The 21,785-nt window shown below is 62.0% G+C and carries 17 protein-coding genes, 8 tRNA genes and 1 pseudogene; 6 read left to right on the plus strand and 20 right to left on the minus strand.

Annotated features, from left to right (window positions below):
* Window positions 1-8: 8 nt before the first annotated feature.
* Window positions 9-878: a PhzF family phenazine biosynthesis isomerase gene (locus ACF2JD_RS10610; protein WP_440987382.1), complete on the minus strand. Its 870-nt coding sequence runs from the start codon at window positions 876-878 to the stop codon at window positions 9-11.
* A gap of 200 nt (window positions 879-1,078) precedes the next feature.
* On the opposite strand from ACF2JD_RS10610, the gene ACF2JD_RS10615 reads away from it, so the two are divergent.
* Window positions 1,079-1,282, plus strand: a complete 204-nt coding sequence (locus tag ACF2JD_RS10615; RefSeq protein WP_440987383.1) for a hypothetical protein — start codon at window positions 1,079-1,081, stop codon at window positions 1,280-1,282.
* A gap of 188 nt (window positions 1,283-1,470) precedes the next feature.
* Window positions 1,471-2,064 (plus strand): hypothetical protein, encoded by a 594-nt coding sequence (locus ACF2JD_RS10620; RefSeq protein ID WP_394293438.1) that lies wholly within the window; start codon window positions 1,471-1,473, stop codon window positions 2,062-2,064.
* A gap of 115 nt (window positions 2,065-2,179) precedes the next feature.
* Here the strand turns inward: ACF2JD_RS10620 and ACF2JD_RS10625 are convergent, their stop codons facing one another.
* The 9 genes from ACF2JD_RS10625 to cmoM form a co-directional block, all read right to left on the minus strand.
* Window positions 2,180-2,671: a histidine phosphatase family protein gene (locus ACF2JD_RS10625; protein ID WP_440987384.1), complete on the minus strand. Its 492-nt coding sequence runs from the start codon at window positions 2,669-2,671 to the stop codon at window positions 2,180-2,182.
* Window positions 2,672-2,841: 170 nt separating this feature from the next.
* A complete protein-coding gene (locus ACF2JD_RS10630) occupies window positions 2,842-3,171 on the minus strand; it encodes a putative quinol monooxygenase (protein WP_393938256.1) in 330 nt (109 codons plus the stop codon).
* A 222-nt stretch (window positions 3,172-3,393) separates the two neighbouring features.
* A complete protein-coding gene (locus tag ACF2JD_RS10635; RefSeq protein WP_411649802.1) occupies window positions 3,394-3,843 on the minus strand; it encodes a GNAT family N-acetyltransferase in 450 nt (149 codons plus the stop codon).
* Window positions 3,844-3,878: 35 nt separating this feature from the next.
* Entirely contained in the window at window positions 3,879-4,352 is a 474-nt protein-coding gene (locus ACF2JD_RS10640) for a cupin domain-containing protein (protein WP_411649803.1), read from the minus strand.
* Between the two features lie 177 nt (window positions 4,353-4,529).
* Window positions 4,530-4,919: a septal ring lytic transglycosylase RlpA family protein gene (locus ACF2JD_RS10645; RefSeq protein ID WP_106886699.1), complete on the minus strand. Its 390-nt coding sequence runs from the start codon at window positions 4,917-4,919 to the stop codon at window positions 4,530-4,532.
* Window positions 4,920-5,088: 169 nt separating this feature from the next.
* Window positions 5,089-9,516 carry a chromosome partition protein MukB gene (mukB, locus tag ACF2JD_RS10650; protein WP_440987385.1) on the minus strand — a complete coding sequence of 1,476 codons (4,428 nt, stop codon included), beginning with the start codon at window positions 9,514-9,516 and terminating at the stop codon, window positions 5,089-5,091.
* Between the two features lie 45 nt (window positions 9,517-9,561).
* Complete coding sequence (gene mukE, locus ACF2JD_RS10655) at window positions 9,562-10,299, minus strand: chromosome partition protein MukE (protein ID WP_440987386.1); 738 nt, start codon at window positions 10,297-10,299, stop codon at window positions 9,562-9,564.
* Window positions 10,280-11,599, minus strand: coding sequence for a chromosome partition protein MukF (gene mukF, locus ACF2JD_RS10660; protein WP_163138011.1), 1,320 nt, complete (start codon window positions 11,597-11,599; stop codon window positions 10,280-10,282). The genes mukE and mukF overlap by 20 nt, the downstream gene beginning before the upstream one ends.
* A gap of 139 nt (window positions 11,600-11,738) precedes the next feature.
* On the minus strand, window positions 11,739-12,515 hold the full coding sequence (cmoM, locus tag ACF2JD_RS10665; protein WP_234690628.1) for a tRNA uridine 5-oxyacetic acid(34) methyltransferase CmoM: 777 nt from the start codon (window positions 12,513-12,515) through the stop codon (window positions 11,739-11,741).
* Between the two features lie 129 nt (window positions 12,516-12,644).
* On the opposite strand from cmoM, the gene elyC reads away from it, so the two are divergent.
* From elyC to ACF2JD_RS10685, 4 genes are all read left to right on the plus strand, one after another.
* Window positions 12,645-13,415, plus strand: coding sequence for an envelope biogenesis factor ElyC (gene elyC / locus ACF2JD_RS10670; protein ID WP_440987387.1), 771 nt, complete (start codon window positions 12,645-12,647; stop codon window positions 13,413-13,415).
* 135 nt (window positions 13,416-13,550) lie between these two features.
* On the plus strand, window positions 13,551-14,306 hold the full coding sequence (tpiA, locus tag ACF2JD_RS10675; RefSeq protein WP_106886694.1) for a triose-phosphate isomerase: 756 nt from the start codon (window positions 13,551-13,553) through the stop codon (window positions 14,304-14,306).
* Window positions 14,307-14,448: 142 nt separating this feature from the next.
* Window positions 14,449-15,420, plus strand: coding sequence for a 6-phosphofructokinase (pfkA, locus tag ACF2JD_RS10680; protein ID WP_005326082.1), 972 nt, complete (start codon window positions 14,449-14,451; stop codon window positions 15,418-15,420).
* Between the two features lie 1,352 nt (window positions 15,421-16,772).
* Window positions 16,773-18,029 carry an amidohydrolase gene (locus ACF2JD_RS10685; RefSeq protein WP_171276218.1) on the plus strand — a complete coding sequence of 419 codons (1,257 nt, stop codon included), beginning with the start codon at window positions 16,773-16,775 and terminating at the stop codon, window positions 18,027-18,029.
* Window positions 18,030-18,101: 72 nt separating this feature from the next.
* On the opposite strand, the gene yjjG is transcribed toward ACF2JD_RS10685, so the two are convergent.
* The 10 genes and pseudogenes from yjjG to ACF2JD_RS10735 all read right to left on the minus strand — a co-directional run bounded on the left by yjjG (window position 18,102) and on the right by ACF2JD_RS10735 (window position 21,750).
* On the minus strand, window positions 18,102-18,782 hold the full coding sequence (gene yjjG, locus ACF2JD_RS10690) for a pyrimidine 5'-nucleotidase (RefSeq protein ID WP_440987388.1): 681 nt from the start codon (window positions 18,780-18,782) through the stop codon (window positions 18,102-18,104).
* Window positions 18,783-18,811: 29 nt separating this feature from the next.
* Window positions 18,812-20,316 (minus strand): annotated as a pseudogene (locus ACF2JD_RS10695) (M17 family metallopeptidase).
* Between the two features lie 152 nt (window positions 20,317-20,468).
* Window positions 20,469-20,545, minus strand: a tRNA-Met gene (locus ACF2JD_RS10700).
* Window positions 20,546-20,650: 105 nt separating this feature from the next.
* Window positions 20,651-20,727, minus strand: a tRNA-Met gene (locus ACF2JD_RS10705).
* Window positions 20,728-20,821: 94 nt separating this feature from the next.
* Window positions 20,822-20,898 (minus strand) — tRNA-Met (locus ACF2JD_RS10710).
* Window positions 20,899-20,996: 98 nt separating this feature from the next.
* Window positions 20,997-21,073, minus strand: a tRNA-Met gene (locus ACF2JD_RS10715).
* 93 nt (window positions 21,074-21,166) lie between these two features.
* Window positions 21,167-21,242 (minus strand) — tRNA-Met (locus ACF2JD_RS10720).
* A gap of 96 nt (window positions 21,243-21,338) precedes the next feature.
* Window positions 21,339-21,410: transfer RNA gene (locus ACF2JD_RS10725), tRNA-Met, on the minus strand.
* 92 nt (window positions 21,411-21,502) lie between these two features.
* Window positions 21,503-21,579: transfer RNA gene (locus ACF2JD_RS10730), tRNA-Met, on the minus strand.
* A 94-nt stretch (window positions 21,580-21,673) separates the two neighbouring features.
* Window positions 21,674-21,750 (minus strand) — tRNA-Met (locus ACF2JD_RS10735).
* Between the last annotated feature and the right edge of the window lie 35 nt (window positions 21,751-21,785).

Raw genomic sequence — 21,785 nt, forward strand, 5'->3', positions numbered from 1 at the left:
ATGCCGGTTCAGATCCACCGCGCCCCGCCTGACACCCGAATTGAACTGCCGGGTTCCGCCGGGATCTCGGCGCGCAGCCGCGACGGCATGCCCATGTCTTCCCCCTGCACTATGTCGATGGCGCCGCCGTGGGGCCAGTGGAGGTCGCGCAAATAGCCGGCGAAGGCGGCGGTCGCGGCCCCGGTGGCCGAGTCCTCATAGACGCCGCCGTAGGCGAAGGCATTGCGGGTGTGGAACAACCGATCTCCGGCCACATGCACCAGCAGAATGGTCACCAGGCCCTCGCGGCGCATCAGCAGGCGCCCCTGCGCCTGCGAATAGTGCATGGCCGAGAGCGTTGCGCGATCCTTGAGCGCCAGCACCAGATGATCGGCGCCGCCGTGGATGATCGCCGGGGGTATGCGGGGATCCAGGCTGGCCGCATCATAGCCAAACAGCGCCAGGGTTTCGCGCATCAGATCCGCCGGCGCAGGTTTGCTGCGGGTTGGCGGGGATTGCAGCGCCGCCTGCCATTGCCCCTGCTCATCCTGCCAGCCCGAGACCCGAATCTGGGTCTGGCTGAGACGCAAGGCATGGTCCCCTGCCCCGAAGCGGCGCGCCAGCGCCACCCCGAGGGCTATGGTCGCATGGCCGCAAAACGGCACCTCCGCCTCGGGAGAGAAGTAGCGCACCTGCCATTGGCGCACCTCTACGCCTTGCCCCTCGCTGTGCAGCGGGGCGGCGAAGGCCGTCTCCGAGAATCCAACCTCTGCGGCGATCCGCTGCATCTCTTCCGCCGTCGGCAGTTGGGCCCCTACCCAGACACCGGCGGGATTGCCCCCGCGGGATCCTTCGGAAAAGGCGGCGATCCGCACCAGCTCAGTGACCAGTTCCGTCATGACAACTCCTTGGCTTCTTGCTTCACGAAAAATGGGGTTCATAGGCTCATCCTTGCGGCCCCTTCCGGGGGCGCGCATCAGGGGTCAGCTTACCCATAAAATTAACGGCCGCACAGGTGCCGCTTGAGCGCCGCGGATCCGGGCACTGGCGACTAGAGTTGGGAAACCTGTCTGTATATGCGCCTGCAGTGGAGTGCCATATGTATTCATACACCCTCATCTTCAGGGAAGAGGTCGACAAGCTGACGGCCCCCGAGCACGAGATCCTCTTGCAAAGCCCGGCCCAGACCGGGGATTTCGTCATTCTCTCCGATGGCAGCCGCCACCAGGTGATGTTCGTCACCCATCGCGCCCACTACAGCAGCCTCTACCTCGATAAGGGGATAAGAGTGCCCCAAAGCTGAGCCCTCGGACTCAGGGAGCCCGTGGATGGCACCTATTTTTTCGCGCCCCTGTGCGAGTCCAGCTCCAGGTGCTAACGTGAAACAGGCCTGCCACCTCGCACCCAGGATATTGCCGCGAACCCAGGCTGTTGCTCATGGCAGTCAAGGCTGCGATGAACCGGCAAGACTCACATTTTGAGGGATGAATTATGTCCAGGAATGCTGCTCTGATCGTGACCCTGACCCTGCTGGGCATGGCCCCGGCTCACGCCATCAACGCAAAATATGCCCAGCAGCTGGAGCGCTCCGGCTGCACCCAGGTGACCGAGGCCCAGGGCTGCGATATTCACAAGACCAAGGCGGAGAACGCCAAGGCGGGATTCGGTGCTGCCGCCCCGGCCGCCGACAGCGGTCTGAACATGAGCTATGAACAGAAGCTGGAACGCTCCGGCTGCACCCAGGTGAGCGAGCTCAGTGGTTGCGACATCAACAAGACCAAGGCCGAGAACGCGGCCGCCGGGTTTGGTGATGCTCCGGCGGCGGCCACCAGCGCCAGCCCCTACGCCGGCAACTGGGTCGCCACCTTCCCCGAGACGGGCGCCACCGTCGCCACCATCCGCATCGACGACAAGGATCAGGTGTGGGTCAACGACAAGAAGGTCAGTGCCAAGAAATCCGACGGGGCCCTAGTGTTCAAGGACGGCATGGTCATCTACACCATACAGGGGGATCGTCGCATCAAGGGGGAAGATGGCTGGGTCGATAACGATGCGGGCACCAAGGGGCCGATCGCCGCCAAATAAGCGACATGACGGAAATGCGAAGGGGAGCCTGGGCTCCCCTTCTTGTTTGCTCTCTTGCCAGCTTCTTCACCAGACCCCGGTGAGCGACAACCCTGCGCTTCCTCTTGCTATTCACTTACCCCTTTTTCGGATAGTCGAGCACGGCCGTCAGCGGCGTTTGCGACGCGGCGGCCGACCAGGAGGGGGCGTCAAAGGTGAAGCGGGCGACGGCGCAAGTCGGCATCCGGGTGATCCTACCGGAAAAACGGTGGGCAAGGTCGGTGAACTCGGGATCGTGACCAAAGAGCATGACGCATCTTAACTCGTCACCCAGCTCACCCATCACCTCTATCAGGGTCCTCACATCTGCGCCATAGAGCCGCTCGTCCGTCATTATCTCCTCTGGCCGGTAGCCGAGCACCTCGGCGATGATATTCGCCGTCGACAAGGCCCGGCAGGCGGGGCTCGAGAGGATGAGATCGGGCCTCACCTTGTCGTGCGCCAGCCGTCTGCCCATCAGGGGCGCGTCGCGCAGGCCCCGCTCGGCGAGCGGCCGCGCCCTGTCAGTCAGCCCCTTCTCTTCCCAGCTCGACTTGCCGTGACGCACCAGGATCAGGGTTCTCTTCATGACGCCTCCCGTGACGGCCGACAATAGGCCCAATACCACCTTTGACTAGTGACAACCGGGGTTTGCATGCAGCGCCCTCAGTACCAGTCACTGCGCCATCTCAATCATAGCGAATCCGCACCCTTTGGGAACGGGGGCAAACTGGCTCGAGGGAAGAGCAGAGCCAGATCTCAGCCCGGTCCCATGGCCGATGGCGGGCTCACCTCTTCCATGAAGATGAGGCGAAGGGGCTCTGCCAGCAAGTCGTCCGCCTGGCGGGCGAAGGCCTGGAAATAGTCCGTCTCGCAGTGGGCATCCAGGGCGGCCTGACTGACGAAGGCTTCGCGCATGTAGAAGGTGCCGGGTTCGTCTTTGAGCTCGAACAGCACATAATCGAGATTGCCAGGCTCCCGGCGGGTGGGCGCTATCAGCGCGAGCAACTCGTGGCGCAGGCGCTCTCTCATGCCGGCTTTGGCCTTGAGCACGGCGATCGACACTATCTTGTCCGACTCTCTCTTCATCCCTACTTCTCCACTGTCACATCATCAAGAGACCGGGAGGTGCCTGCCCTCTCATGGCAGCCGCCTCCCTCAACATGGCGCCCAGTGTAGGCATGGCGGCCAGGTCGATATAGAGGGGCAGGATGGACAGAGTGTTCACCCGGGTGAACAACGGGACGGCGGCAGAGACATAAGCGCGGCCAGAAGCAAGAACGTGGCTCGCCGTCAGGGCCTGCTCCAGATCTAAACGCTGAAGTAATAGGTGGTGAAGGGGTGCCCCGACAGTGTCCTCTTCGTCACCCTGGTGGCGCGCCTGGCGAGGGACTTGTATAAGGGGCGGGTGCCAAGCAGATGAAAGACGACCTCCTGATGGCCCATGCTGCGCGCCCACCCCATCATCTCGTTGAAGATGGCGAGACCCCTGCCCCAACCCGCCTTGGCGATGACGATGGCTATCTCGACTCCCTCCTCATCGGGCTGGAGGCCGCACCACCCCGCAAGTCGGCCATCGATGAGGACGGCGCGCACGCGGCAACCGGGCAGCGCATCTATCGCCATCTTCTCCTCCATCCAGCGCCGCACCGTGGCCAGCTCGAAGGAGGGATGGTCAATCAGGTGCTTTCGCAGCGTCTCGTCGTTGACCAGGGGCAGAAAATCCTCTGCGCGCACGTCACCGAAGGGGATGAATTTCATAGGCTTATCATGCTTTCCCAAAGAGTGATGGGCCCCTAATAAGGGGTCCCGTCCTTATGACTGGCAGCCCAGGCGCCATCGGCGCCCTGAACCAGGGCCAGATCGTCATCCGGGTATTGGACTGTGTCCCCCGCCAGCCTGTCCCCCAGCTCGAGATAAACCGCCTCCACCTCCCCAGGGTTGAGCAACTGGTGGGCCAGGCCGTTGCCGCCCTTGAAGCCGATGCACTCCCCCGGCGACATCAGGTACTCCTCCTCCCCATAACGCAGCATAGGGGTGCCCGAGAGCACATAGATGAACTCATCCTGCTTGCTGTGGTGGTGCTTGAGCGCCGAGATGGCGCCCGGCGCCAGGGTCGTCAGGTTCACCCCCAGATTGGCAAGACCGAAGTGGTCCCCCAGTCTGCGTCTGGTGCGGTGTTTGACCAGGGAGGCGAAGGGCTCCGGATAGAGGGACTTTGCCTTGTTCTCCGGGATCTGTGTAGCCTGAATGGGTGTGCGGTTCGTCATCTCAACAACCTCCATATTGGCGCCCTGGCGAGGGGCAGCAAGAGACAAGCCGAGTGCCTTGAGTGGCAGTCATGCAATAACACAGATACGACTGGAGGCTGGAGGCTGTCAACGCTGAGATGCAATGTCCGGGGCCTTGCCGTTTCCCGCTGTGCAATGGGCCGGGCTTATGGCCCTCTACAACACCTCGACCTTGACCTTGAGAAGACCGGAGCGGGTGTTGCCTATGCTGCTAAATGCCGCTCTTGAGAGATCGATGATCCGGCCTCTGGGGAAGTTGCCCCTGTCATTGACCCGCACCACCACGCTCTTGCCGTTGGCAAGGTTGGTCACCCGCACCATGGCGCCGAAGGGCAGCGTCATATGGGCGGCGGTGTTGGCGCTCTTCTGGTAGGGCTCGCCGCTTGCGGTGCGCTTGTTGTGGTAGCGATCGGCATAGTAGGAGGCCAGCCCCGTCTGGGTATAACCTCGCCCGTTGCCCGCACTGCCCGCATCAGGCTGGCTGCTGCAGGCCGCGAGCAGCAGGCACAGGGAGGCCAGCAGCCCTTTTTGTAATTTCCACGTCATGCTTTATTCCCTCGATGCGATGTCAGGTTGATGTGCCATGGCCGTTACCCTGCATCGCCAGTCTGGATCCCGCGAACAGGCGCCTACTCTCTCATATTTCCCATGGAAAACGGGAGGCCCAAGCCTCCCGTTTGTGTGTTCACCCGTCAGCCCCTGTCAGGGGAAGAGGTCAGGCGATCAGCTTGTCATCGGCGAAACCGAAGCCCCGCAGCCCCACCACGTGCACGTGCTCGTGCTTGCCCTGCACCTTGCGGATGAGCTTGTAGGTGGTGCCCTTCTCGGGGCTGATGTTCTCCGGCGCCGCGATAAGCAGCTGCATGTCCTGGCGCTCGCACAGCTCGAACAGGGTGGCGATGGACTTGCCGTCCAGGCGCGCCGCTTCGTCGAGGAACAAGAGACGGCAGGGGGCGATGTCCTTGCCGCGCAGACGGCGGGACTCCTCCTCCCAGCTGATCAGCACCATCAGCAGGATGGCCTGACCTGTACCTATCGCCTCGCCGGTGGAGAGGGCGCCGCTCTCGGCACGCAGCCAGCCATCGGCACCACGCTGTACCTCGATTTCGAGCTCCAGGTAGTTGCGATAGTCCAGCAGCACGTCCCCCATCACCTGGTAGTTACGCTCCCCCTGCTCTATCTGCGGGTTCAGGCGCTGGAACAGCTTGGCCATGGCCTCGGAGAAGCTGAGCTCCTTGTCGGCGAACAGATCGTTGTGCATGGCGCTCTGATCGGCGAGCGCGGTCAGCAGGCGAGTGTGGGCCTCTCGGATGTTGACGTTGAGGCGCACCCCGCGCACCAGGCCGAAGGCGATGTTCTGCAGGCCCTGGTTGAGCACCCGGATGCGGTTCTGCTCCCGGCGTATGATGTTGGTGATCTTGGCCGCCACCTCGTGGGAGGAGAGGGACAGATGGTTCTCCCGCTGCTTGAGCTCGTCGGCGAGCCGCGCCAGCTCGATCTCCATCTCCTCGATGGCCTCCACAGGATCGTCCGAGCGGATGATGTCGTTGCGGATGCGATCTTTCAGATATCGGTAGACCTGCACGTAGAAGGCGACCTTCTGCTCCGTGCTGCGGTTGCCTTCAGAGAGGCGCAGCGCATCGCGCAGGGCCTCGTCGTGGGCCACCGCCACCCGCAGGGCGCCGAGGGCCTTGTCCGACATGGAGCGCAGCTCGTCGCTGTCAAGATAAGCCAGCTCGCGCTTGTTGAGGCGCTTCTCGACGTCTGTCTCCCGCGCCAGCCGCACTACCCGAGACCAGTTCGCCTTGTGGCCCACCAGGGATTTACGGGCGCCGAAGTAGTCCTTGCCTTCCAGCTTGAGACGACCGCCCAGGGATTCAATCTCGCGCTTGGTCACCTGCAACTGGGCCTCGGCGCTGGTGCGACGGGAGCGGGTGCGAATGAGCAGCTCTTCGATCTCCTTCTTGTGGGCGCGGGATTTCTCTTCCATGTCGTCCGACAGGGTGAGCCCCATGGCCCCCAGCTCCTGCTCGAACTCCGCCAGGGTCTGGCCCTTGGCCGAGGCGCTGGAATCGAGCGCGGTACGCAGCTGCAACGCCTCGGTGTGGCGCTGGGCAATCTGCTTGTGCTGCTCACCGGCGGTGCGGGCCGCCAGCTCGGCGGCTTTGAGCTTCTCTTTGAGTCGCTCGCTCATCTCTGAGGCTTTGCCCAGCAGGTCTTGCGCATCCTGATAGGCAAAGTGCGGCAGACGGGCCACCAACTGATCCAGCGCGTAGCAACGGCGCTTCTGCTCGGCCAGCAGTTCGCTCGCCTCGTCAAAGGCTGCCTGCAGGGCAGAGAGATCCTGGGGATCCTGGCGCAGCACCTGCACCAGGGTCTCGAGCCTCTCAAGCCCCTTGCCGTGCTGGGCGATAAAGGCTTCGGCTGTTTTAAGGGCCTCGACGTCGGCGTGGGCCGCCTCGAGGCGGGCCGCCAGATCAGTCTCGGCAAACAGATGGGCAAAGGGCAGCATCCCCTGTACCAGCTGGATATGGCGAGTCAGCTGGGCGGCGGCCGCCTTGGCCTCACTCAGCTGCTTGTCGCACTCGCCGATGGCCCCTTGCAGCGCGCGCAGCTCGGCCTGTTTGGCCTGCACTTCGGCTTCCGGATCGGGGCGGAAGGCGATATCCAGATGCTGGCCGATAAAGTCTCGAAAATGCCCGTAGAGGCGGTGGTACTTCTGTTGCTCGAAGGCGGCCTTGGCGTAGCCCTCGATAAGATTTTCCCGCTCGAGATCGAGCTGCTCTATGCGTTTCTCCCGGGCGGCGCGGCCAAAGAGCGGCAGCTCGGGATAGCGGGAGAAGCGCACCTGACGCTTGCTGGTGCGCACCAGCACGGCGTCACCGAGCTCGTCGGCTTCCACCAGATCCTCGTCAAAGGAGTCGGGGTTGCCCTGAATGAGGTAGATATCTTCCGGGCAATCTTCCAGCTTTTTCAGTCGCTCTATGGCGCCCTCAAGGTCGAGCACCACCAGGGCACTGCGAGCCGGGCCATAGAGCGCCGAATAGTAAGGGGCATCGTCGATGGAGATGTCGTCATAGACATCGGAGAGCAGCACGCCCCCCACCTGCTCGGCGATGCGGGCCAGGCGCGGATCCGCCTCGCCAGCACCCAACTGCAGGTTGCGAATTTGCAGCTCCAGGGCCTGTTTCTGGCCCTGGATGCGGTTGCTCTCCTGCTCGAACTCCCGCTCCTTGTCGAGCACTGTCTGCATACCGGCCGAGAGTTCCTCGGCTGTGGCCAGCGGCAATCCGCTCTGCTCGCGCAGTTGTTCGAGCTTCTCGAACGACTTGAGCCAGCGCGGCGCCAGCCTGGTCAGCTCTGTGATATCGCGGCCGAGCTGGGCGCCCTGATGCTCGAGGCTGGCGCGGCGCTGATTCGCCTCCGCCTGCTGATCGGCGAGCTCCTCCTGACGGTTGCGCTGGGCTTCGAGAAAGATCTCCAGCTCGTCTTGGCTCGCGATCAGCTGGCCAGACGCCTGCTGCAACTCATCGCGCAAGCGGAAGAGCGCCTGCTGGCTGTCGCTCTCTTTCTCAAGGCGGGCCAGCGCCGCGCGCAGCCCCTGCCCCTGCGCAATGCGGGCTTTGTCTTCGATGTGACGCTTGAGCAGCGCCTGCGCCGTGGGCCAGGCGGCCTCGCGGGCGGTCTCGGGGGCGATGCTCAAAAGCAGCGTCAGGGCGGCCTGATGCTCGGCCACCGCGGCCTTGGCCAGCGCCAGCTGCTGCTCGGCCCCCAGTACTCGACTGGTAAGGCTCTGCTCGGCGGCGCGGAACTGATGCAAGGTGTCGCTCGCCTGTTCGGCGGTCAGTCCCGGCAGTTCGCACTGCGCGCGGGCCGTCTCCAGCGCCTGCACCGCCTGGCGGTACTGGATGGCGCGAGTCTGCTGAATATCCAGCGCCTGCTGATAGTCGGCGAGCTGGGTCTTGAGGCTGTCTACTTCTGCCTGGGCCAGCTCCTTGCGCTCCTCCACTTCCAGCAACTGGCCGTGGATCTCTTCCACCACCGCCTGCTGCTGCTCGAGCTTGTCGTTGAGCTCCCGCAGATCGGCGCGATACAGCTCTATCTTCTTTTGCAGCGCCACTGCGGCCATCACCTTGGCCAGGTGCTCGGCGGCGGACTCCAGCTCGTCGGTCAACAGCTTCTCGCGGTTGGTGAGCTGATCCACCTCGTCCGCCAGATAGATGGCGCGCTGCTTCTCTTCCGCCAGCAGGCGACGCTTGCCGGCGAGCTCAGAGCGCGCCTTCAGGGCCAGCTCGGAGAGACGGTTCTTCTCGGCGGCGCCCCGCACATACTCGGCCGCCACATAGTGGGTGGTCTCGGTAATGAGGTTCTTGAACAGATCCCGCTGGCCCTGGGTCTCCTTGATGGCTTCCAGGGTGCGGCGGTTCTCGTAGATGGCCGCCTCCATGTCCTGGAACGCCTTGCGCACCCCGGAGTTCTCCGGCAGCAGGTATTCCCGCAAGGAACGGCTGATGGACGAAGAGATGCCGCCGTAGAGGGAGGCCTCGATCAGGCGATAGAACTTGCCGCGATCTTTTTGATCACGCAGCTTTTTCGGAGTGATGCCGAACTCGAACATGAAGTTGTGATAATCGGTCACCGTATTGAACTTGGCGACCTTCATAGCCCCCAGCTCGGCGGCGGCCCCCTTCAGATCGGCGAAGGCGCGCACCCGGCCCTTGCCGTCATGGAGTTTCTCCAGCAGCAGATCCGTGGGTTGCAGGTTTTCTGGCACGTCCACCAGGGCGAAGGGGGTGATGTTGACCTTGTTGTCGCGATTCGCCACCTGCTCCAGGTGCACACCGACCCAGATCCGCTGCTCGCGGCTGTTCATCACTTCCAGCAGCGAATAGCAGTGGCCTCGCTGCAGCTTGCCGTAGAGCCCCTTGTCACGGGACGCGCTGCTGGAGCCCGCTTCCGTGGTGTTGCGAAAATGCAGCAGGGACTGATCCGGGATCAGGGCCGCGATAAAAGCCGCCATTGTGGTGGACTTGCCCGCCCCGTTGCCGCCGGACAGGGTGGTGACCAGCTGGTCGAGATCGAAGGTTCGGGCGAAGAAGCCGTTCCAGTTGACCATGGTCAGGGATTTGAATTTGCCTCTCACGCCGCACTCTCCATCAAACCGGCCGACTCCATCTGTGCCAGCACATTAACATTGCAGATCATCTTCCACCTCCAGCTCCAGCTGCTCTTCATCCAAATCTCCCTCGATGTCGTCAAACAGCGAATCGCTGCTCGGCATCTCGTCGTCGTGGAAGATGGCCTCCCCTTCCTGGATCATCCGCAGCTGCACGGCGCGGGGATCCTCGTCGGAGCGCACGTCGGCGGCAAAACGAAACACGGATTCGTTGACCCTGAACTTGTCGCTGTTGCCAAGGGCGGTGATCATCCCGAGGCGCTTGAGGCGGCGCATGGAGGTGCGGATCTTCTCGAGCAGCTTCTTCTTGTCCAGATCGGTGCCGCCGGAGCGGCTGTTGACCATGCGCAGCAGTTGCTTCTCGTCGGCGAGGCTCAGCACCTCCTCCTGCAACTCGCCCATGGTGAAGACCCCTTCGGAGGCGAGCCTGTCCGGGCTCAAATAGAGGTAACAGAGCACCTTGCCCACCAGCATATCGAGCTCGGAGAGCACGGTCGTGCCGATGTCGGCGCTGGGGCGCGGGCGCAGGTAGAAGAAGCCCTCAGGCGCCTTGATGAGTTCGACCTGATAGCGGCCGTAGAAGATCTCGAGCTCGCCATGGAACTCCACCAGGGCCGAATGCTGTTCGAAATCGTCGGCACTGATGTGGCGCCCCGAGCGCAGGGCGGTGTCGATGCGCGGAAACAAGGGGTTGGCGATGGCCTCTGCGAGCCGCAGGGGCAAGGGAAACTCAGAATTGATCAATGACATAGGCCTGAACCTTGGATCCAGCTTGGTTAATGGGTTTCCATGCGGGTTGGCGGTGCAGCTCGCGCTCACCGCTGGCATGGCCGAGGCGCACGGCCTGGTCTATCAGCAGACGCGCCACATCGAAGTGGGCGTGGGCCGGGAAATCGAGCAGGTATTCCCGCAGCACGTCGGCCAGGTCCAGCTGCTGCCCCTGCTCGGGATAGCGAGCCAGATAGCGCTCGATGCGCTCCGCCAGCGCCTGGTTGATGTCCACCATCTCCATGAACTCCATCTCTAGGGGCACCTCGCCGGTCACCTCCTCGTCGTGGATGGCGATGGTTTCGTCCCGCAGCTCCAACAGGCGCGGCTCCTCGGCGACTCGGAGCAAGAAGTTGTGCTGCTCGAAGTTGCGAATGGATTCCCGCAGCCGCTGGCTGAAGGCGCGGTTCTTGTCCATGTCGATGGCGTTGCGGATGAACTTGTGGACGTGCCTGTCATAGCGGGACCAGAGCTCGATGCACTGCTGGCCCCAGGAGGTGATGACGTCGAGCCGCCCCTGCAGGGCATGGGTCAGCTCCTCGACGTGGAAGAGATCGTCGCGCCCCTGGGCCGCCTCCTGAATGTTGAGCAGCCCCGCCTGCAGGCGATGGCCGGCGGCGTCCAGGGTATCCTGCAACTCGCGCAGGGTCTGGCCGGTCTCGCGCAGCAGCTTCTCGCAGCTGTGGATGGCGTCGATCCAGTTCTGGGTCAGCAGGGCCGCTATCTCGTTCTTGACCTGATTCTGCTGCTCGTCCATGGCGCGCTGGGTGAGATCGATGCGCCCGAGCGTCTCCTCCAGGGAGAAGGAGAGGCGCGGCAGCACCTCTGCATCCCACTGCTCCCGGGTATTGGTCTCAAGCGCCGCCTTGCGGGCGGTGTCGAGCTCGGATGCCAGGTGTTCGAGCAGGATGGAGAGCTTGATGGAATCGACCTGGCGCTGATCCATGAAGAAGTCGACGATGCTCATGCCAAGGCGCGACAGGCGATAGAGGCTCTCCCCCGCCACCATGTCGGTGGTGAAGCGCGACAGCAGTTGCTGGCGAATGAGATCGTTGATGGCGTTGTTGGCGCGACCGGAGAGGGTCTCGTCCATCTGGCCGAAGGCGCTGCTCACATAGCCAAAGGCGTCGTGCAGCGCGGCCTCCGAGAGATCAGACTCGTCCTCGGACAGTGTCTTGATCGCAATCAGAAAGGCCAGCCTGTCGGTGGGCAGATTCAAGGAGAGGCCCTCCTGTCTGACCCATCCCACCGTCTCTGGCAGGGTACGGGATGTACTCATCATGACGTTATCATCTCGTTGTTATAAACGGGGGTACCAGACCCCTCGTGGTGATTTGGACCCGGGGATGGGCAACCCCGGCGGCGGTATCCCGGCCGCATAAACCCTTGCATCCCGACCATTCAGGCCCCCATGACCACCCTCAGCCGACCGGCTTCTGGGCCATCACATGGATGTAGCGCCCGAGGGAAACAAAGGGTTCCTGACGACAGTAGTGCTGCTCCATGGCCAGCAGATCGTCGAATTTCTCGACCTGCTCCTGCTTGTGGCGCATGTAGTCGTGAATGACCCGCACCCCTGTCTTGCCGATGATCTTGAGGCCCCCCCGGCCTATCCAGTCATAGACCTGTTCCGGCAACTGGGGGTTGGTGGGCGTGAGCGCGGTCTGACGTTTCTTGTTCAGCCCCTGGCGCACATAGTCGAAATTGCCCACCACCAGGCTCTGGAACAAGAGGCCATGACGATTGTAAAAAAGCAGCGACAGTATGCCCCCTGCATTGACGAAAGGGAACAGACCGAGCAGGGTCTGGCGGGGCTCGGCGAGCCACTCCAGCACAGCGTGGCAGAGCACCAGATCAAAGGTGCCGGTCACATGGGCCTTGAGATCCTGAATGGGGCAATGGATGAGACGGATTCTGTCTTCCAGCCCCTTCTCGGCGATCTGGACCCGGGCCAGTTCCAGCATCTCCGCCGACAGATCGCACAGCTCCACCTGGTGGCCCATGGCCGCCAGCTTCTGGGCGAAGTAGCCAAAGCCGCCGCCGGCATCCAGGATGCGCAGGGGCCTGTTGCCAAGGCGCGCCAGGCAGGCTTCTATGTCGCTCCACACCACGGTGGTGCGAATGCGCCCCTTGGTGGAGTCATAAATGTTGCGGGCGAACTTGTCGGCGCGCCCGTCAAAACTCTGATCTTGCTTCAAGACACACTCATCTTCGGCCGCCCCGCTGTGGGGGCTCGCAGGAGGAACCACACAGGATTGGGCCACAGGAAAAAAGAGGGGTATTCTGTCACATCCCGGATCCGCTGAAAACTCAAGGACGACACCACAGTGTTTGAGCTAAAAAAATGGTTGGGCCAGCTGCTGATGCCGCTGCCCTTCTCCCTCTCCTTATTGCTGCTGGCGCTCGCGCTGCTCTGGTTCACCCGCTTTCAGAAGAGCGGCAAGCTGCTGGCGACCCTCTCCTTGGTGATCATCGCCCTGATGGGGATGAGACCCGTCAGCTATGAGTTGGCCCGTTCACTGGAGCAGACCTATCCGCCCTTCGAGGTGAGCCAGCATCCGGATATCGAGGCCATAGTGGTGCTCGGCAACGGTCATGTGAGCGATCCGGCAGTGCCCGAGCGCTCCTGGCAGAACAACATAGCCCTGGCCCGCACCCTGGAAGGAGTACGGCTGGCCCAGGCCTATCCAGAAGCCGAGCTGGTCTTTTCCGGTTATGTGTCCGGGGATCCCCTGTCCAATGCCGAGGTCAACGCCCGCATGGCGCAGAGCCTGGGGATTGCGAGATCCCGAATGACGTTGTTTGAAAACAACAAAGACACTCACGACGAGGCGGTCAGCATCAGCGCCCACCTCAAGGGCAAGCGGGTGGCGCTGGTGAGCTCGGCCACCCACCTGCCCAGGGCCATGGCGCTCTATCGCGGCCAGGGACTCGATGCGGTGCCGGCTCCCACCGACTACACCGCCAAGCAGAGTCAGGTGGCGCAGCCCCTCTACAGCTACCTGCCCAAGGGGCGTTACCTGATGTATTCCGAGGCTGCCATTCACGAGTGGATTGGGGTATGGTGGGCCCGTTTGCGGGGGCAGGTTAACGATTGAGCGATCGGTTCTTGCATTCCTGATTTGGATCAGGAAAGCGAAAAAAAATTACGTCATTTGCCGCCGGGTCAGCTATCTTGGGCTCGGTTCAATTCATATAATGTTGCGCAATCAAATGCCTAGGAGATTGAGAAGATGAGACAGCACCTGGTAATGGGTAACTGGAAACTGAACGGCACCAAAGCTTCTGTCGAAGCTCTGATCAAAGGACTGACCCCGGCTGCTGCCGCTCATCCTTCCGTGCAAGTCGCCGTCTGCCCGCCGGTTATCTTTTTGGGTCTGGTTGAACAGCTGACCGCTGGCAGCAAGATTGCTTACGGTGCCCAGAACGCCGACGTTCACGAGTCTGGCGCCTTCACCGGCGAGAACGCTCCCTCCATGCTCAAAGCCTTCGGTTGCACCTACTCCCTGGTCGGCCACAGCGAGCGCCGCACCCTGCACGCAGAGACCGATGACGTGGTGGCTGCCAAGTACGAAGCCATCCAGAAGGGCGGCCTGATCCCGGTACTGTGCATCGGTGAGACCCTGGAGCAGTTCGAAGCCGGCGTGACCAAGAACGTGGTCGAGACCCAGCTCAAAGCCGTCATCGACCGTTGCGGCATCGCCTCCTTCGAGAACGCCGTCGTGGCTTACGAGCCGGTATGGGCCATCGGCACCGGCAAGACTGCCACCCCGGAAATCGCGCAATCCGTTCACGCTCACATCCGTCAGTACCTGGCCGGTTTCGACGCCGCCGTGGCTGCCAAAGTACAGATCCTGTACGGTGGCTCCGTCACTGGCGCAACCGCTGCCGATCTGTTCGGTCAGCCGGACATCGACGGTGGCCTGGTGGGTGGTGCGTCCCTGAAAGTGGACGACTTCTCCCAGATCATCGCTGGCGCCGCCCAGTAAGTGACGCAAGAGAGGGGCCTGGCCCCTCTCTTGATATCGCTTTCCTATGGGTCCCCTTCTTCCATAGGAAAGCCGATATAGTAAAAACGGCTGGCCCCATTTTCAGATATTGATATTCGACAACTCAGATCCAGAGGCACTCATGACCAAACAAATCAAACGTATTGGTGTTTTGACCAGTGGTGGTGACGCACCGGGTATGAACGCAGCCATTCGCGCCGTGGTGCGCGCCGGTCTGCATCATGGCCTGGAAGTCTACGGCATCTATGATGGCTACCTCGGTCTGCATCAGGACAGGATCGTCAAGCTCGAGCGCCACAGCGTCTCCGACGTGGTCAACCGCGGCGGCACCTTCCTGGGTTCCGCCCGTTTTCCCGCCTTCAAAGACCCGAAAGTGCGCGCCGAAGCGATCGAGAACCTGAAAAAACACGGCATCGACGCCCTGGTGGTGATCGGCGGTGACGGCTCCTACATGGGTGCCAAGAAGCTGACCGAAGAGGGTTTCCCCTGCATAGGTCTGCCGGGTACCATAGACAACGACATCGCCGGTACCGACTTCACCATCGGCTTTGACACCGCCTTGAACGTGGTGGTCGACGCCATCGACCGTCTGCGTGACACCTGCAGCTCCCACCACCGCATCTCTGTGGTCGAGATCATGGGCCGCCACTGTGGCGATCTGGCCATGTCTGCCGCCGTTGCCGGTGGCGCCGAGTACGTGATAGTGCCGGAAGTGGCTTTTGACAAAGAGAAGCTGCTGCAACAGATCAAGGAAGGCGAAGCCAAAGGCAAGAAGCACGCCATCATCACCATCTGTGAGCACGTCACCGACGTCAACGCCCTGGCCAAGGACATCGAAGCCATGACAGGCCGTGAAACCCGCGCCACCATTCTGGGTCACATCCAGCGCGGCGGCTCGCCGACCGCCCGCGATCGCATCATGTCCAGCCGCATGGGCGCCTTTGCCGTCGAGCAGCTGCTGGCCGGTCAGGGTGGCCGCTGCGTCGGTATCCAGGGCAACGAGATGGTGCACCACGACATCATCGACTGCATCGAGAACCTCAAGCGCCCCTTCGATCAGGAACTGTACGATCTCTCCACCACCCTGTTCTAAGCCCCCTGGCGCTTCATGCAGGTTGTTGTGACAAAAACCCTCCGTTGGAGGGTTTTTTCATGCCTGCCGGTTGTCATCAACGCAGTCTGCTGGCAGGCCACCGCCCTCCCTGCCCTGTCCATGAGCCAGCCTGCCGATCCGCACCCTGCTGCGTTTCTGCCAGATAAGGTGGCGAGATAGGCGCGCACTCTATTCTCTCCTTTCTCTTCTCACCTATCTCATTCACCCCTCTTCAGCAGACGCTTGCTCCCTTCACTCCCCTCGTCTTGCTCGCACTCTTGCCTGCACTTCTTCCTGCCCCTGGGCCATAGGGCTTGCTCGGCCTGGACCCCGCACCTCCCTGGCCGATGTGCTTCTCAGGGCGGCTCTCGCCCTGCCCCTTGCGTCCTCTGACAACAAGCAACCCCATGCCTGGAACCTGTCTCTGTGCACCTGTGGATGCAAGCTCATGCCCCCAACCATGACGCAGCCCAAAAAGAGCGGCTTGGCGGGCTGTGCTGCGGGTCTTTCTCCTGCCGAATGTCTGCTGTTTGGCCTTTTTTCCTCTGTGAATTGAAGTTCTGCCGGGAGGTGATGACGATAAAGCACCGCCCAGACTGGGCTTATCCCATGGCGGGCAGATAAAAGTGATGGGACAAGGGAAATGGCACTACCAGCCAGCCAACCCATCATTGGCGACACTTTCAGGCGCATAGCCCTGCCATTTTCCGTCACAAAAGTTGAAGATCATTAAAAGAGCTTCGTACAAAACCCATCAAAAAACACAAACGATAAAGAGTAACTATCTGTATATAAAAGGAATAATGACATGCCTGACATGCATGAAATTGACCACCCCATGACAAGACGATAAAACAGCCACAAAATTACAAAAACATGGCACTACATCGCCACCAAGTGAATTTAGCCATATAAATACATTTTTCATTGTTATCCCCTGTCATTGTGGTATCTTGGTCTCATCATCAGTCAGCCAAGGGAGACAAAATAATGAAAGAGTTCGTTGTTACCGCCGTTTTTACCGTGTTTTTCACTCTGGTTGCCGTCTCTCTGCCCTCGCTGGCACAGCTCTAAGGCGGTTATTCAGTCAGGAAGCCGCTTGCCCTGGGTCTTGATAGGGTCACCAGGCCGTAAAAACACCCGCAAAGGTGGTTTTTTGAAGCCTTGTGCAAGAACAGGATGTCAGTCAGTACTTATTGGCTATCTGTGAACATTTAACGACCTGGGCGTCATGATCGCCGTTCTTGCAAGGGGAGCCTCAGTGCTCCCCTTGCTGCATCTGTCTGTGCGGGATTTACTCTTGCCCCCCTGCCCGTCACAATATCCGCTGGATTTGCCATGCAGGAATCACCATGACTCAGGATGCTCTGCGCCACTGGCGCCGTGACCTTCACCGTCTCCCCGAGGCCGCCTGGTGTGAATTTCGCACCAGTGCCCTCATAGCCCACCACCTGTCCGAACTCGGTTTTTCCGTCATGCTGGGGGACAAGCTGCTGGCCAGCAACCTCATCATGGGACGGGAGATCGACGTCGCGGCCCAGAAGGAGCGAGCCCTGCGTCAGGGGGCACACCCCGACTGGCTGGCCCGCATCGACGAGATCACCGGTGTGATGGGGGTCTGGGACAGCGGCCGCCCCGGCCCCACCCTGGGGTTTCGCTTCGACATAGATGCGGTAGAGGTGGAGGAGAGCCGGGATCCGGCGCACCAGCCCTGCCAGGAGGAGTGGCACTCCGCCAACCCGGGCTGGATGCACGCCTGCGCCCACGACGGCCACACCGCCATCGGGCTGGTGCTGGCCGAGCGGATCAGCGCCCTGGCAGAGCGGCTCAACGGCCGCATCAAGCTGTTCTTCCAGCCTGCCGAAGAGGGGTGTCGCGGCGGCAAGGCGCTGGCGGCCGGTGGTCAGCTCGATGACGTGGATGCCCTGCTGGCGCTGCACATCGGCATTCATGCCAACAGCGGCGAACTGGTGGTCAATCCGACCGAGTTTCTCTGCTCCACCAAGTTCGATGTGGAATTCATGGGACGCGCCGCCCATGCGGGGCTCGAGCCCAACGCCGGCAGCAATGCCCTGGCGGCGGCCTGCATGGCCACCACCGCCATGCTCGGCATTGCCCGCCACCGGGACGGCATGACCCGCATCAACATAGGCCAGCTCAATGGGGGCAGCGGTCGCAACGTGATCCCGGGTCACGCTCGCCTGCAGGGAGAGACCCGTGGCGCGACCCCGGCCCTCAACGACTACATGTTCGGCCAGGTGCAGCAGATAGTGGAAGGGGCCGCCATGATGCAGGGGGCCAGCTACCTCATTCGCAAGCAGGGGGAAGCCATCGGCATAGAGAACAGCCCGGCCCTGCTCGAGGAGATAGTGCCCCTGGCCGAAGCGCTCAAGCTCGAGACCATCCACAGCCGCCGTTTCGGTGCCAGCGAGGATGCCGGTTTTCTCATCGAGCGGGTGCAGCAAAATGGCGGCCAGGCCGCCTACCTGATCTTGGGGGCCAATCTGGCGGCGCCTCATCACCATCCGGAGTTCGACTTCGACGAGGCCGTGCTGGCCCCCGGCGTCGCCCTGCTCGAAGCCTGGCTGCTAAGCCGCCTCGGCACCTGAGACCACCTCCGATGAAAAAAGGCAGCCCGAGGGCTGCCTTTCTTGTCTTTGCGGATCCGCTTAGCGCCTGGCTCAGCGTCCCAGCACTATGTCAGAGAGGTGGGCGAAGTGATGGATCTCGTGAGTCGCCTCGCAGGGCACCTGCTGGCGGGCGGGGTTGTACCAGCAGGTCGCCAGCCCCTGGGCGGCGGCACCGGCGATGTCGGTCTTGGGGTTGTCCCCCACCATCAGCACTCGCGCCGGGCTCGGTTGCCCCATCAGATCCAGGGCGTGCTGGAAGATGGCGGCGGCCGGCTTGGTCACCTGCACCTCGTCGGAGATAACGAGGGGCTCAAACCACTCATTCCAGCCCAGCTTGTCGAGACGCCCGCGCTGCGGCAGGCTGAAACCATTGGTGATGATCCCCATCCTGACCCGGCTCTTCAGGGCCAGCAGGGTCTCCTCCACCCCCTCCAGCGGCACGCTCAGGGCGATGATCTGCTGCAGGAAGGTGTCATTCATCGCCATGGGTGCCACATCCACCTGCTCGGCAAACATCGAAAAACGGGTCTGCTGCAGCCAGGTGGCGTCTATCTCGCCTGAGTTGTATTGCTGCCACAGCCTGTGGTTCAGCTCGTGATAGGCCGCCATCCTGGGGGGCGTCGGCGTCACGCCATAGATCTGCAGGGTGCGCTCCAGTGCCTTCGCGACCGGGAAATCGAGCAGGGTCTCGTCCAGATCGAACAGCACCCAGTCATAGCTTGCTTGTTTCACGCTTGTCCTCATTGGTTGTACTTGGCGATTCATGTGGCGGGCTCGGCCATCCCGAGCGGGCTGGCGAGCAGCGTCAGCGACAGCCTGACGCCAAACCCGGTCACTTCGCTGCCGACCACGCCGTTGCCCCCCTTGTTGCGAAAACCGCTCAAGTCGAGGTGCAACCAGGGTGTCTGCCCGGGCACGAAGCGGCTGAGGAAGCGGGCGGCATCGATGTGATCCGGCGAGCTACCAGGCGCGCACTGTAACAGATCGGCCCACTCGCTATCGAGATTGTCATCGAAATCCTCGTCCAGCGGGAAGGGCCAGATGCGTTCACCGCTCTGCTGCCCCCAGGCGTATCAGCTCGGGAAGCCAGTCGGGGCGATTGGTGAAGGCGCCGCTGTAGCGGCTGCCGAGCGCCCGCTTGCAGGCGCCGGTCAGGGTCGCGTAGTCGATCAGCAGATCGGGCTCCCCTTTGGCCGCGAGCGACAGGGCATCCGCCAGCACCATGCGCCCCTCGGCGTCCGTGTCCACCACCTCTATGGTGGTGCCATTGAGGGCGGTCACCACCTCCCCCGGTCGGTAGGCACGGGGACCTATGTGGTTCTCGGCGATGGCGAGCCAGCAGTGTACCTCATAGGGCAACTTGGCCCGGCTGATGGCATGCAGGGTCCCGAGCGCCACAGCGCTGCCCCCCATGTCCAGGTGCATGCCATACATGCTGCCACCGACTTTCAGGTTATAGCCCCCGGAGTCGTGGCAGATCCCCTTGCCCACCAGCGCCAGCCGCCGCACCGCATTGGGCGGACAGTAGCTCAGCTTGACCATGGCGGCCTGGTTGTCTTCCGAGCCCGCGCCACCGCGATGAAGGCACCGGCTCCCCGCTCGGCGAGCTGGGCCTGATCGTACTCATGCCACTGCCACCCCTCGCTCTGCGCCAGCTGACGCACCCACTCCCGGTAGCTGCGGGCGGTCAGATCGGAGGCCGGCGACACCGCCAGATGGCGAGCCAGACCGTTGCCTTCCGCCTCGGCTGTAGAGGCGCGCCAGATCCAGCACGCAAACGCGGGGGACACCTCAATCTGCTGGTAGCGCCAGGGCTGCTTCGCTACGATGCTTGCTGACTGGGCAGCGGCACGTTGGCGGCCAGCAAGGTGGCCAGCACCAATTCGGCCAGCAGCGTGGTATCGGCCTCGTCAAAACCTTCCAGATGCAGCCCCAGCCGCTCGATCTTGAGCCCGGCCAGCGGCGCAATCCAGCCGCGGACCTGCTTGTAGAGGGCATGATCGCGCGCGGGGTGTGCCGGCAGGAAGATCAGCAGTTGCAGGGTATTGCCGTGCACCAGGGTAAAGGGCGCTTTCTGCCCCAGCGCAATCTGGGCGCTGACGGCGGCAAACTCGGGCAGGCGCCAGCAGGCTTTCGCTGCTCTTCGGCAGATCAGCAGGTTGCAACGGCCAGGCCGTTGGCAAGGGCCTCGGCCAGCGTGGAATCCCGGCTTTCAATGCGGAGGAAGATAGGTGAAAGGTGCATCACAGGGCAAGGCCTCATCCATGAAGAGATACCTGATGATACCCAACAAAGCGGGGTCACGACCAGATTTGCACTTGAAAATCAATATCAAGCGTGAAGGCGATCACCAAAGCAGAAAGACCGCGAAGGCGGCTGGATGAAAAATGGAGGGTTGAGGTAATAGAGAAAGGAAGTTGGTTGCGGGGGCCGGATTTGAACCGACGACCTTCGGGTTATGAGCCCGACGAGCTACCGAGCTGCTCCACCCCGCGTCCGAATTGTACTGCCACCACAAGAGACAGAGCAGTTGTCCCTTGCTGTCTTCGTCTCCACCGCTTCGATTGTTTACGCAATCGCTTGCCATGGACACAAATAGTTGGTTGCGGGGGCCGGATTTGAACCGACGACCTTCGGGTTATGAGCCCGACGAGCTACCGAGCTGCTCCACCCCGCGTCCGAATTGTGCCACCCGCAAGCTACGAGCAGTAGCCCCTTGCTGTCTTCGTCTCCACCGCAGCGCACTAGCGCTCGCCATGGACACAAATAGTTGGTTGCGGGGGCCGGATTTGAACCGACGACCTTCGGGTTATGAGCCCGACGAGCTACCGAGCTGCTCCACCCCGCGTCCGAATTGTACTGCCACCACAAGAGACAGAGCAGTTGCCCCTTGCGTCTTCGTCTCCACCGATGCATGCGCTGCGCTTGCCATGGCTGACAAATAGTTGGTTGCGGGGGCCGGATTTGAACCGACGACCTTCGGGTTATGAGCCCGACGAGCTACCGAGCTGCTCCACCCCGCGTCCGAATTGTCCGTTGCCACCACAAGAGCAGAGCAGTGCCCCTTGCTGTCTTCGTCTCCACCGCACGCAAGACGCTTGCCATGATACAAAAGTTGGTTGCGGGGGCGGATTTGAACCGACGACCTTCGGGTTATGAGCCCGACGAGCTACCGAGCTGCTCCACCCCGCGTCCGAATTGTACTGCCACCACAAGAGACAGAGCAGTTGCCCCTTGCTGTCTTCGTCTCCACCGCAGCGCAATGCGCTTGCCATGGACACAAATAGTTGGTTGCGGGGGCCGGATTTGACGACCTTCGGGTTATGAGCCCGACGAGCTACCGAGCTGCTCCACCCCGCGTCCGAATTGTTTGCCACCACAAGAGACAGAGCAGATGCCCTTGCGTCTTCGTCTCCACCGCGGTGCAAGACCTAGCCATGAGGACAAATAGTTGGTTGCGGGGGCCAGATTTGAACTGACGACCTTCGGGTTATGAGCCCGACGAGCTACCGAGCTGCTCCACCCCGCGTCCGTATTTTTTCCGAAGTGGCCGAGCAGTAGCCTGTTCGAATTCTCTTGTTCCATCAAACCATTGCAAGGCAATCCTGATACAAGAACTCAGATGGTTGCGGGGGCCAGATTTGAACTGACGACCTTCGGGTTATGAGCCCGACGAGCTACCGGGCTGCTCCACCCCGCGTCTGAGGTCGCCAATAATAGGCGCCAGCGCTCAGA

Source organism: Aeromonas ichthyocola (assembly GCF_046087985.1).
Taxonomy (GTDB): domain Bacteria; phylum Pseudomonadota; class Gammaproteobacteria; order Enterobacterales; family Aeromonadaceae; genus Aeromonas; species Aeromonas rivipollensis.

Bases quoted from the DNA above. Each gene is read 5' to 3' on its own strand.
- ACF2JD_RS10625 (WP_440987384.1), bottom strand. From the start codon at position 2,671: ATGAAGAGAACCCTGATCCTGGTGCGTCACGGCAAGTCGAGCTGGGAA.
- ACF2JD_RS10610 (WP_440987382.1), bottom strand. From the start codon at position 878: ATGACGGAACTGGTCACTGAGCTGGTGCGGATCGCCGCCTTTTCCGAA.
- ACF2JD_RS10645 (WP_106886699.1), bottom strand. From the start codon at position 4,919: ATGACGTGGAAATTACAAAAAGGGCTGCTGGCCTCCCTGTGCCTGCTG.
- mukE (WP_440987386.1), bottom strand. From the start codon at position 10,299: ATGTCATTGATCAATTCTGAGTTTCCCTTGCCCCTGCGGCTCGCAGAG.
- tpiA (WP_106886694.1), top strand. From the start codon at position 13,551: ATGAGACAGCACCTGGTAATGGGTAACTGGAAACTGAACGGCACCAAA.
- ACF2JD_RS10615 (WP_440987383.1), top strand. From the start codon at position 1,079: ATGTATTCATACACCCTCATCTTCAGGGAAGAGGTCGACAAGCTGACG.
- ACF2JD_RS10620 (WP_394293438.1), top strand. From the start codon at position 1,471: ATGTCCAGGAATGCTGCTCTGATCGTGACCCTGACCCTGCTGGGCATG.
- ACF2JD_RS10630 (WP_393938256.1), bottom strand. From the start codon at position 3,171: ATGAAGAGAGAGTCGGACAAGATAGTGTCGATCGCCGTGCTCAAGGCC.
- mukF (WP_163138011.1), bottom strand. From the start codon at position 11,599: ATGATGAGTACATCCCGTACCCTGCCAGAGACGGTGGGATGGGTCAGA.
- pfkA (WP_005326082.1), top strand. From the start codon at position 14,449: ATGACCAAACAAATCAAACGTATTGGTGTTTTGACCAGTGGTGGTGAC.
- ACF2JD_RS10640 (WP_411649803.1), bottom strand. From the start codon at position 4,352: ATGACGAACCGCACACCCATTCAGGCTACACAGATCCCGGAGAACAAG.
- ACF2JD_RS10635 (WP_411649802.1), bottom strand. From the start codon at position 3,843: ATGAAATTCATCCCCTTCGGTGACGTGCGCGCAGAGGATTTTCTGCCC.
- ACF2JD_RS10685 (WP_171276218.1), top strand. From the start codon at position 16,773: ATGACTCAGGATGCTCTGCGCCACTGGCGCCGTGACCTTCACCGTCTC.